The sequence below is a fragment of the Paenibacillus peoriae KCTC 3763 genome, from assembly GCF_000236805.1.
GTDB classification, from domain to species: Bacteria; Bacillota; Bacilli; order Paenibacillales; family Paenibacillaceae; genus Paenibacillus; species Paenibacillus peoriae.
Map to the genome: position 1 here is coordinate 20,295 of NZ_AGFX01000049.1, position 11,180 is coordinate 31,474.

The window sequence follows — 11,180 nt, forward strand, 5'->3', positions numbered from 1 at the left end:
TCACCTACTCTCCTGAAAATAATAAGGGTCTTCTCGGGTACTTGAAGCCTTTATAACTGTTTACAATGACACCCGTTCCTCCCTGACAATGTACATAGATTGCTTTACCTTTACTGTCTCTGCCGATGAAAATACCAATATGATTCACACCGCCCTGCCCTGGTACGTTCTTAAATACCAAATCTCCGGGTATTAGCTCGCTTTCCTTGATCGCATAGGTTTGCCCCCATTGATAGGATGTACCGCCAGCAGAAAATGAGTTACCAAGACCAGCTGTTTTAAATGCCCAATCTATAAAGCCGCTGCAATCCATCCCGTAGGGCTGATATGTCCCGGTCGTTTTACTTCCCGGCGCTGTTACCTTAACCGGGGTTCCCCACTTGTCGTTCCAACCGGGGCCGCTTTTCCCACCCCAGAAATACTTCACCCTTCCTTCCAGTGTTAGAGCAGCTTCAATCAGCTTTTTCCTTGCCTCGCTTACATCACCAGTAAATTCAGGCGGCGGAATCCCCGGCCCCGGTCCGGTTCCCCCTCCGGGTAATTCTTGGGCCAAATCAGGGAACTGCTCTTGTATCGCTCCCGATGTAACAAGCCGCCTAGCCCATTCTTGCTGTTCTTCGTTAAAACCAATCTGTTCAAAAATATCCTCCATGTCATAGGTGTAAATCTCAATAATCAGCCGTTTTTTAGTTATCGTGTCACAGTCTCTATTTCCTTCGCTGTCCCTAGAACACTTTCTTTCTGTATAAGTCTGTGTCCTTGTTTCGATAACATTGAACTTCCCGTGAATTTCCTCCATGAATTTTTTTTGCTCATCTGTGAATTCCAAATCTTGTTCGAATTGAACTGCAAGTATCGCGAACATTTCAACCCAACTAGCATGGGCAAAACCATCTTCATTCATATAATCAGTTCGAATATCATCGTAACCACTACTATTTTGAAGTCGGCTGATCTCATCTTGAAATTCATTATCAAGCCTCTCAACCACATTCTTATATTGTCTAGCATTTTCTTCATCTGTCATAAAAAACGAACCAGCTGAAGATGTGGTGGTTCCTCCCAAATTGTTTGTTAACATCATCAGGAAAAAGATTACCGCCGCTATTGCCGCTCCTACAATCCAAACCTTGGGATTAGCTACTATAGCCGCTACGAACTTTTTAGCAGCCTGTTGAGCAGCAAGTCTCAGGTAGGAAGCAGCAGAAGAAGCAGCCTTCCTCATTCCTGTTTTAAGGCCAAGTGATGTATACCGCCCTTTGGGTACATACTTACTGCTTAGTGTCTTGATCTTGTTGACACTGCTCTTAGAGCCGCCCTTAGTAGCAATATTCCCCTTTACTTTGCGATGCGCTGAGATAGTCGGCACACGGTAGCGGCGATTTTTTATATAATGGTTGGCATGTTTAATCCGGTCTGTTGATTTTTTAATATTTTTATAAGCGCTTCTTGTTTTTTTTACCCCGTCCCTCGGAAGCTCCAAGGATGTAACAGCATCATGTGCTTCCTCATGATCATGAGGGTCTATTGTCCGTGCAAGTTGCCTTGCAGTCTCTTTGGCAGCGGTTTTTATCTTTTCCTTGCTCTGCCTTGAAATATGATTCCGTAGTGCAGCCCTGATCCCTTCGGTACTGCTGGAGGAATGGACAGGTGTCCTTCGGGTAAGCTTCATTTTGTTACTTAGGCCACGCTTAACAGATACGTTCCTGGCAGTAGTCTTTATCTTTTTGTTCTGTCTTCCCCTTAAAATATGGCTGCGTAGCCTAGCCTTCATCCCCCTGTCACTGCTGGAGGGCTGAACAGCTGCCCTCCGGTTAACCTTCACTCCACGCTTAACATGTGTATTCCTGACAGTGGGATTCACCTTTTTATTCTGGCTTTCCCTTGGAACATGGCTGCGTAGCCTAGCGCTCATCCTCCTATCACTGCTAGAGGGCTGAACAGCCGTCCTCCCGTTAACCTTCGCTCGGTTACTCAGGCCACGCTTAACATGTGTGTTGCTGACGGTGGTCTTTATTTTTTCATTCTGGCTTTCCCTTGAAATATGGCTGCGTAATCTGGACTTCACCCCTCGGTCACTGGAGGGATGAGCAGCCATATTCCGGTTAGACTTCACTTTATTATTGAGAACGCCCTTAGCATATACATTCCTGACGGTGGTTTTAGATGAAGTACGAGTGCGGATATTGTTCTTCCTCATGCTGTATTACTCTCCAGATTAGCCTCCCTTACTTCATCAACCTTGGTCGTCATCATTTTGTATAATTTCGTATCCCTTGGGAACTCGTCATGGAAAGGAACAATCCCCTTGCCTTCACCGTTCCCGATAAACATTAGCCCCTGACCACTATCCGCATTTGTCACATAGCTAAGCTGCGTTTCCGATATGTCCAGCAAAGTCGCCAGCTCGCGGCGATCCGACTTAGCCTGATTGAGCATCATCAAGAACATAGAGTTAGAAAGCATCGTTCGTGCAAGGTCTGATTTAAGCAAATCCTCCACGTTTTGGGTGATTCCTGTTGGAATCCCTCCCCATTTTCTAGCCCGTTTGTACAGTTCGTATAGGAAGGCCGCTGAATATTCATTAGCAAAGAGCAAATAAATTTCATCAATATATATCCATGTCCGCTTACCCTTGCCACGATTAAGGGTGATCCGGTTCCAGATTTGGTCAAGGACAATCAGCATCCCCATTGTCTTGAGCTGCTTACCTAAATCCTTAATATCGAAGCATACAAGACGGTTATCTATATTGATATTTGTCTTATTAGCGAAGACAGACAGATTACCCTTAACATAAAGCTCAAGCGCTGTAGCGATCTCGATAGCTTCCGGGTCTTCCTGCTGCTTGAGTTGTTCATAAAAATCAATTAGTGTCGGTATATCATCTTTCGAAAACGTCTGTAGGTACTTGTGGTATGTGAGCTTCAAGCATCGGTCAATAATTGATTTTTCCTTTGGTGTAAGGCCGTATCTCCCACCGACTATTACCTCGCATAGAGAGAGTACAAAGTCAGATTTAAGCATTAATGGGTCATCATCATCTGCATAATCCATTGTCATATCCAGCGGATTGATGTAGTTCTTCGATCCAGCAGAAATATGAATAACTTCCCCTTTGAAATTGGATACAAGCCGTGTGTATTCGCGCTCCGGGTCGATAATGATAACATCATCATCTGTGTTGAGAAGCACATTAACCATTTCCCTTTTAGCTGCGAAGGATTTACCTGAACCCGGCGTTCCCAATATAAAGCCGTTCGGTGTATCCAGCGAAAGCCTGTTAAACATAATCAGTTTTCGCGATACAGCATTCAGCCCATAATACATTCCACCCTCCTGAAACAATTCTTGGTTGGTGAATGGCATGAAAATTGCTGTGCTTTCAGTAGTCAACGTCCGTGATATTTTAAGCAGATTTAGTCCAAATGGTAAGCATGAATTCAAAGCATCTTCTTGCTGGTAATGTAATGTACCAGTCTGACAAAGGAATTTACTGCTAATGGCTGAAATCTCTTTAGTATCCTTATTCAAGCCCTCAAGCGTATCCGCAAAATGAATCAACACAATGTTTGTCAGGAACATCTTTTGATTTTTATTGATCAAATCATCCAAAAGCTCATTTGCCTCTGTAAGCGAGTGCTTTAGTTCATGAGGGATAAAAGCCTCCAGATAGCCGTTTTTAAGACTTCGTTTCTGGTACTCAATCTTATTAGCTTCCATGCCTGTAATCTGCTTCTTAACGATCCTGAGCGCCTTATAAGAGTCCACAGACTTGATATTCATAGTCGTTATCAGATTAAAAGAGAAGTCTGTAATCTCGCTAAGAAATTTGTCGTTTAGAAAGGTAGGTAAATCTTTGATGTAAATAGCCCTTGCGTATTTATCGCCTATTATCATATGATCCCGTTTAAAGGTGAGAGAGTCCGCAGCTATAAGGTCTTTGGTGATAAGTCCTTTTCTCTTATGCTCTATTGGATCATAAGTAAAGTGGCCTTCTTGACCCATACGATAAATATCATGCAGCAGCTCCAGACGTTGATTGAGGTATAACCCACTGATAGAGCTACCCATCCTTTTAAATACGGCCTGCGTCTCTCTCTCCATTCTCAGGAAGGTGTTGCGCGCTTCATCCATTGAAATAGATTCAATATTAACCGTGACAAATTTCTCTTTTTTTATCTCATTCTTGCCGCCCGATATTCTGCGTTTCAGCATTTGATTGTACTCTTCACGAAACGGCTCCATATGGTCATTCCGCGACTTAATCATTACTCTGCTCTCAAAATCTTCTTTGTTAAAGCTTTTATTGATTATGGTTACCTGGAGATTAACAGTGTCATCAAAGAAATTTAAAAACTCGCAGTATTTCGAAAACACTTCTTCTTGATCATCCTGCTTACTAACCTGATAATTAATATCCACATAAGAGAAGGTTTTAGAGTAGCGATCCTTGCCATGTTTCAAAATTCCGTCCTCAGAAGCTGTAGAATAGGGAATGGATTGTTGACTTGATTTAGGAATTCTCGCTTTCTTTTTTGCGCTTTTTTTGTTTAGAAACAGCACGTTTCTTCCCCCCCTTTTGGTTTTCTGTTGTAAGCAGCTCAAACATATTCAAAGTGATATATTTTCTTTTCTGCGGATAAACGAACTCCTGTTGAATCACAGATTTTATAAATTGTTCAAAGGTCATACCGTTATAGTTGAAATATCCGATTAAGAATAATGGCATCGCAACGAATATAACCACCCAGCTTGCCGCATCAGCTCCTATAACGTCCCTGCCAAACCAGTACAGCGGCACGTTAACCACAACGGCTATTAGGGTACAAATCAACTGTCTGAGTGTTAAACCAAAGAACAATTTTTCTTTATAGGTTCTTATCTCCTTGGGAATTCTTATCTCGATCATAGTACCTCCAACCTGTGTACTCATTTGTGTTTAGCGATTTCGAAAAAAACGGCGAATGTACACAAAAAAACGGAATCTTCCAGGCTGCCGGCTTTGAATTTGTATACATACTTCCGGATCTGCAGCTGGACCAGGCTTAAATTTTGTGTACACTCTGAACTAGTCGCCCATTATCTTTCTTGACCACGATCCTGATTTGATCACAACAAGCAGTAAAGCCAAGGCAGTCAGCATACCTTTCCAAAGCTCCATATTAGCTCCGTTTCCGGTGAAAAATCCGAATGATACATTGGCTATTATCGCAACGTATACAATACAGCCGATGATGATGATGATTCCTTGTAAGCAGACCGCGGCATAATCGAATACAAATCTTTTGGCCTTTTCTTTAAGCTCATCGTGTATGAATGAAGCTATTGGAATAGGGGCAGCAGCCGTGTATATTAATAGCTGGAATAGTCGCCCAAATACAATCAACATGATAACGATCTTGATACCCTGTAATATCCATTCAAAAGGCATTTGCTTAACTGCATAGAGCTTTTGATCGAACCAGCCCATGTTTTCGTACTCAGCTTCCATAGCTGAGAAATCTATTTTATAAAGCGATGCGTCCGATCCAGTAGTTCCCACAAGACTTGAAACATAAGAGGATACATGGAAAATGATGTTCAACAAATCGAGTGTATGTTCCATGACTAACTTGGCAAACACCAGTTTCAACATACAAGAGACGACCGTTTCCCACCTAAAAAACGCGAAGTTCATTGACTTGTTCATAAAATCGAGTAAAAAATATAGGGTTAGCAGACTGTATGCAACAGGTAGAATGGCTTGATGAATTTCTGTTATGACCGAGTACACTCCCGGGTACTCGGATGGCCCCTGATTTACCAGCCCTGTAACTTCTGTAATAATTCCGCTAAAGCCTTCAAAAGCAGATTTTATATCCTCAACCGGAGAAGTTGCCAACTATTTCACCACCCACTTTTTTTGAGATAGGGGGCGATAAGCCCCCTCACAATTACAATCCGAAAAGTGTCAGTGATTTGGAGATACCAAAGACCATAAACCCTGCCGCCATTGTCTTCATCCCGCGAACTTTTCCGTCGGCATCATCTTGTTTAAAACCTAATGCTGTTTGAATACCTCCAAAGAAGGCAACCACGAGGCCGATTCTTCCTGCCCAAGTAGCAATTACTTCAATAACACCATCAAACTGATCCATTCCCTCTGCCCCCCCACCTGTGGCATAAATTTTAGTGCCCACCAGCATGAGGGTAAAGGACAAGGACAGGACTTTTGCAAACATAGGTTTTTTAAGAGTGTTCATGATAAAATTTTTCATTTAAAAATCTACCTCTTTCATATTTCAATTTTAGTTTTCATATTGGAAAAATGGGTATTTCACGTATGCAGGAGCAATGTCCAACTTGGCTGATTAAATTAGCTCATCCATTTGCTTTTCCAAAATATCCAGTTCATCAACATTTACAACAGTTAACTCTTCCATCCTTTCCTCCAGCTCTTTATCGGGAACTCGCATGTTCACCAATTCAGCAATCGGATCGGAGGCCAAGGATTTTTTCCAGCCCATTGATGAGTCAAAGTAATTATCCTCGTTCGCTTCATAGAGCAGCTTGTAGTTAGGATGAGATTCCAGTTTATATTTGTCTGAATAAAAAGGATCGAGTCCTCGGACGAAGAGAATACACTTATTATCTGGCATTCGTGAAAGCTCGGAGATAGTCATTAAGTCGCGGCCTTGGCTTCCATAACTGGTGCTGGAAGAACCGTTTCGGCCCCTTGATTGACTTGTATTCTTGGTATCAATCGTTTGTTTATCAAGCCCTACCTTAACCCACTCAAGCGTGGTACGCTCTTGGCCTCCCAAGAATAAAATCGAGTCACAGTTACCTATAATTGTTTCATGGGTTTCTTTATAGAGTGATTTAAGCTGTGACAAGTTCTGTATAATCGGAGCAACTGATATATTCCGGCTTCTCATTGTAGCGACAAGTTTGTCAAAGTCAGGGATTTGCCCGATATTCGCAAATTCATCAAGCCAGAACTTCACATGATATTTCAGACTTCCTCCATTCACAAAATCCGCCTGATAATACAAAGCATCAAATAGTTGGGAATACATCATAGCAACAAGGAAATTAAAGGTCGTATCACTATCGGGTATTACTACAAACAGCGCCGTCTTCTCTTCCCCTAACGCTTGTAGCTCCAGGTCATCGTCACTGAGTAACCGTTCAACATCCTCAATGCCGAATGGTGAAAGTCGGACACCAACGGAAATCAATATACTCTTTGCAGTTTTACCGGAAGCCATTTTAAAAACATCATATTGTTTAATTGCCATATGATCAGGATTTTCATGACGAAGCATTGAAAATAATAAATCGAATTCGCTTTTAAAATCCTCTTCATCCTCTTTCACTACTGCCAGTCTCAACATGAGAAAAACTGTTTTGAAATTATGTTCATACTCTGGCAGCTCATAATAAATGTAGAGGAACACGGCTTGTAAAAGTGCCTTTTCTGCACTTTCCCAAAAGGGATCAGAAGATCCATTTTTGCTGCCACCACTCGTATTTTTGATCAAATTGTTAATGACTTTTAAAATATCACTCTCCTTTTTGATGTAGGCAAAGGGGTTATATCTACAGCTTTGTGACATATCAATTAAGTTAAATATTTTTACTTTATAGCCTTGCTGTACCAGTGAATGCCCCGTATCCCGAAGCAGCTCACCTTTAGGATCTGTTACAACAAAACTTGTGTTAGCTTGCAGTATATTAGGCTTTACAACAAACCTACTTTTCCCTGTACCAGCTCCACCAATAACTAAAAGGTTTAAATTTTTCCTTACTTTCTTTGAATCAAGACTAAGCCGTTCAGTCTGAGTCAAGATAACATTAGCGAATTGATCCTTGCTGTTCTTTATGCGATTCCTCTCCGCATTCCCCCCCCATTTAGCAGAACCATGCTCTTTCCCTGGCATAAGGTTCTTTTGAGTTGTAATCTTATATAGTGCAAAAATGAATACAGCGATCAATTCAAAGAATAAGATTTGAAGTGTTTTCTCACTTGGTAAAACGAAAATATTATTGATCATGCTGGCCTTAGAAGCTTCGGTAAGCTGCTTTATGTCCACAGTTTCAATATTAAATGGCTTCCCTGAAAGCTCAATCACATGATGTACATGTGAGGTTATATAAGCGACAGCAACATAAAGGATCGCACAGAAGATCAAAAAATTCCTATTCTGTATTCTCCGTTTTTCTTGATCGGTCATTACAGTAACTACCTCCCCCCTTTCTCCCTACTTCTATTTTTTGTAGGTGGAGCCTGTTTTTGAGCTTCCACTAGCGGTCTGATTTGTTGCCTTCTTTCATCTAAATTCATGCGAGTATTAACTCTGTGCAGCATGTCGCGTACCATTGAGGCCCTGTCATCCTGTACTGGCCCCTTACCAGTCGCACCTAACCTTTCTGTGAGGGATTCCCTGCCCTTCACTTCTTCCTTTTCAATAGCCAAGTCAGACGTTTCACGTTTGAAGTCAATCTCATTAACCTTAATTCCGTAACTTTCTGCCAATTCACGATGTTGAGGATTATTCATATCTAGTGTTACATACGGAACTTTTATTTTATTTCCCTCAAGCCGTTCATAAACCGCTTGCTGTTCTGGCTCAGGCTTACTTGGCTCAGATTGTCTTTCCTCTCTCTGTTTGAGGAAATCAGGAATAGTGTCTGGAACTTCCTGCTGAGTCTCGGCCTGAATCTCAGCTTCCTTGACCTGTCCGCCGATGTATAACTGCGGTTTAGAGCCATCATATTGAGATACAAGTCCCTCTGATTCCATGCGATCAATAAGGCTTCTCGCCTCACCATAGCCGACATTAAGCTCGGACTGTAGTTTTGGAATCGCTATTTCCCCGGCCTGCCTCGCAAGATCGACTGCTTGCAGGTAACGTTCGTCGGACATATTTTTGTGTGGGTCAGTGAATGAAGAAGTATCAACCCCTTCCCTTTCAGCTAATTCGCGTTGAAAACCAACATCCATATCCAACACGGCATCGTTAACCTTAATTTCGTTGTCACCAACAACCTCATATTTTGTTTTACCGTTGTTTGGCGCACCTGCATTTTCTCTTACTGCCTTTTCATTTTCGAGACGTGCGTTATCCATTTGTAGATCACTTAAATTGATACCTTCCTTTGCTGCCAATTCACGATGAAATTCAATGTTCATATCCAGCACAGCATTAGGAACCCGGATACTTGATTCTCCAACTACCTGATAAGGTAATGCTCTTTCAGGCTGCTTATCGGTGCGATCAGTCGGAGTCAGCTCTTTTTGTATAAGGTTTTCAATAATACTTTTGACACGAACTTCGTCGCTTTGTTTATAGAAAACAGAATGTCGGCCTTCATCTTCAACCACAGCATAAGCAATTTGATAACGTTTAGCTTTCTCAGCAAATTCCTTTAGTCTACTCTTATCAAGATCAAACAGTTTAATTTCATCCTTACTGGAAAGAAGCTTTTTTAACGATTTCTCGCCCGGCTTATCGCCCTGCTCTCTAGCCTTATTGATGAGGAATATCAACATCTGTTTTATAGATTCATTAGTCATTTTAGCGGTTTCTCTGGAAAAGTCAGAAGCCATTCGCGTAACAATTGTCGAAACATCACCGCCGATATCAGGCATTCTATCGCTCCTCATTACGAATTTTTCACTGGAACAGTACACGTTTCATAGACCATCACACTGTTGCTATATCTTCGCTTTCATCTTCAAGCTCCCTAATATCAACCTCCAACGCCTTAGCAAGCTTTCTTATATTTTCATGAGTCGGGTACTTGCGATTCCCTTTCTCGATTTGGGATATGGTCGGCTGCGGAACTCCCGATTTTTCGGAAAGCTTCAGCTGAGTCCAACCTTTCTCCTTTCTCTTTTTTTTAATTTTATAAATGACTCGCACCTCCTTGATCACATTATATTCGAAAACGAATATTTTAGTCAACAGATTTTTATTCTTATACGAATAATTATTTAAGTAACGGGCAACACTTATTCTTTTCTGTTATGATTTAAGTAAAATTTTCAGCACTGGTGCGTGAAGTGAATGGATCAGCTAAACAGCATAATTGGAGCAAATATAAAACATTTCAGAAAAGCAGTAAAAATGTCCACTACGACATTAGGTGTGTTATCGAACACATCACAAGGTACGATCAGTAAGATCGAAAACGGCAGTTCAACCAGCATCGAAAACCTAGTACAGATTTGTAATGCTCTCAAAATATCGCTCTCTGACATTCTTCCTGCCGGCTTATTGCCCGCTCCGCAACTGGATCATTCCGGAAAGAGACAATTACTTGGTTTGTTAGACGAACTAACAGATGTAGAAATCAAAACAATACAACTCTTACTAACGGTCAATATTCTCCCAGTATTAAAGCAAATCACCCCTTTAATAACAGCTTTAGATGAGTTGGATGAAAAATCACGTGATAATCTGCACACCCTTCTTTATTCGATATTAAATAACAGGTGATAGCTATATCGTACAGGTTTCGACAAAAGCAAGGGAGGGCCAAATTTATACCCCCTCAATCAAAATAAGAGGCTGACCACATAGGGTCAGCCTCTTATTTTGATTTGTATTTGCTTTATTTGCTTCTTTACAGTCTCGACAGACTTGAATAGCACCTTTGCTATCTCCGTTTTATTCATACCCTTTTCCCGAAGATCATAGACCTCTCTCTCAGTAGGAGTCAGGATATACTTTAACTTCCGTTCCTTTTTCAGTTCGGAAACGATCACAGCGGACACATCAGGATGAATACCTGGATTATCACCATAGGCTTCACGTACCGCCCTTGGAATGTCCCGGTAAGATGTTTTAGTAATATAATTAACAGCGCCTTTATCAAAGGCATCCAGAATGATCTCCTTGTCGTTTAAAGCGGTCAACATAATTATATTGGTAAGTCCTAGCTGCTTTAACTCCAAGGCCGTATCTAGTCCGTCACATTCGTTAGGACTTAACATAACATCAACCAAGGCAACATCAACGTTATTTTCTCTGTAAGCCTTGATTGCAGCCTCTTTACTCGCCGCGCAGCTGACTACGTTCAAATCCTGTTCTCTCTCTATGAAGGAAGACAAGCAATCCTCCCATACTGGATCATCTTCAACCAACATAACATTTATTTGGGTCATCAAATTCCCTCCTATAGCAGTAAAA

10 protein-coding genes are annotated in these 11,180 nt (G+C 41.4%); 1 reads left to right on the forward strand and 9 read right to left on the reverse strand.

Annotated elements, in window-relative coordinates; genetic code table 11:
- Positions 1 to 4: 4 nt before the first annotated feature.
- The 8 genes from KQI_RS0126420 to KQI_RS0126455 all read right to left on the reverse strand — a co-directional run bounded on the left by KQI_RS0126420 (position 5) and on the right by KQI_RS0126455 (position 9,953).
- Positions 5 to 2,200 (reverse strand): C40 family peptidase, encoded by a 2,196-nt coding sequence (locus KQI_RS0126420; RefSeq protein ID WP_010349923.1) that lies wholly within the window; start codon positions 2,198 to 2,200, stop codon positions 5 to 7.
- The gene (locus KQI_RS0126425; protein WP_010349924.1) at positions 2,197 to 4,566 is read right to left on the reverse strand and encodes a VirB4-like conjugal transfer ATPase, CD1110 family; all 2,370 of its coding nucleotides are present in this window, start codon (positions 4,564 to 4,566) and stop codon (positions 2,197 to 2,199) included. Before KQI_RS0126425 ends, KQI_RS0126420 begins: the two co-directional genes overlap by 4 nt.
- The gene (locus KQI_RS27375; protein ID WP_010349925.1) at positions 4,517 to 4,912 is read right to left on the reverse strand and encodes a PrgI family protein; all 396 of its coding nucleotides are present in this window, start codon (positions 4,910 to 4,912) and stop codon (positions 4,517 to 4,519) included. Before KQI_RS27375 ends, KQI_RS0126425 begins: the two co-directional genes overlap by 50 nt.
- Before the next feature lie 159 nt (positions 4,913 to 5,071).
- On the reverse strand, positions 5,072 to 5,884 hold the full coding sequence (locus KQI_RS0126435; RefSeq protein ID WP_010349926.1) for a VirB6/TrbL-like conjugal transfer protein, CD1112 family: 813 nt from the start codon (positions 5,882 to 5,884) through the stop codon (positions 5,072 to 5,074).
- Between the two features lie 52 nt (positions 5,885 to 5,936).
- Positions 5,937 to 6,260 (reverse strand): hypothetical protein, encoded by a 324-nt coding sequence (locus KQI_RS0126440; RefSeq protein ID WP_010349927.1) that lies wholly within the window; start codon positions 6,258 to 6,260, stop codon positions 5,937 to 5,939.
- Between the two features lie 93 nt (positions 6,261 to 6,353).
- Positions 6,354 to 8,219, reverse strand: a complete 1,866-nt coding sequence (locus KQI_RS0126445) for a VirD4-like conjugal transfer protein, CD1115 family (RefSeq protein WP_010349928.1) — start codon at positions 8,217 to 8,219, stop codon at positions 6,354 to 6,356.
- 8 nt (positions 8,220 to 8,227) lie between these two features.
- Entirely contained in the window at positions 8,228 to 9,637 is a 1,410-nt protein-coding gene (locus KQI_RS0126450) for a DUF3801 domain-containing protein (protein WP_010349929.1), read from the reverse strand.
- A 55-nt stretch (positions 9,638 to 9,692) separates the two neighbouring features.
- A complete protein-coding gene (locus tag KQI_RS0126455; protein ID WP_010349930.1) occupies positions 9,693 to 9,953 on the reverse strand; it encodes a helix-turn-helix domain-containing protein in 261 nt (86 codons plus the stop codon).
- Positions 9,954 to 10,055: 102 nt separating this feature from the next.
- Between KQI_RS0126455 and KQI_RS0126460 the strand changes: the two genes are divergently transcribed.
- On the forward strand, positions 10,056 to 10,487 hold the full coding sequence (locus KQI_RS0126460) for a helix-turn-helix domain-containing protein (protein ID WP_010349931.1): 432 nt from the start codon (positions 10,056 to 10,058) through the stop codon (positions 10,485 to 10,487).
- Between the two features lie 86 nt (positions 10,488 to 10,573).
- On the opposite strand, the gene KQI_RS0126465 is transcribed toward KQI_RS0126460, so the two are convergent.
- A complete protein-coding gene (locus KQI_RS0126465) occupies positions 10,574 to 11,155 on the reverse strand; it encodes a response regulator transcription factor (protein ID WP_025722456.1) in 582 nt (193 codons plus the stop codon).
- Positions 11,156 to 11,180: the final 25 nt, after the last annotated feature.

Coding starts and splice junctions, on each gene's coding strand:
- KQI_RS0126450 (WP_010349929.1), bottom strand. CDS start 9,637: ATGCCTGATATCGGCGGTGATGTTTCGACAATTGTTACGCGAATGGCT.
- KQI_RS0126465 (WP_025722456.1), bottom strand. CDS start 11,155: ATGACCCAAATAAATGTTATGTTGGTTGAAGATGATCCAGTATGGGAG.
- KQI_RS0126460 (WP_010349931.1), top strand. CDS start 10,056: ATGGATCAGCTAAACAGCATAATTGGAGCAAATATAAAACATTTCAGA.
- KQI_RS0126440 (WP_010349927.1), bottom strand. CDS start 6,260: ATGAAAAATTTTATCATGAACACTCTTAAAAAACCTATGTTTGCAAAA.
- KQI_RS0126420 (WP_010349923.1), bottom strand. CDS start 2,200: ATGAGGAAGAACAATATCCGCACTCGTACTTCATCTAAAACCACCGTC.
- KQI_RS0126445 (WP_010349928.1), bottom strand. CDS start 8,219: ATGACCGATCAAGAAAAACGGAGAATACAGAATAGGAATTTTTTGATC.
- KQI_RS27375 (WP_010349925.1), bottom strand. CDS start 4,912: ATGATCGAGATAAGAATTCCCAAGGAGATAAGAACCTATAAAGAAAAA.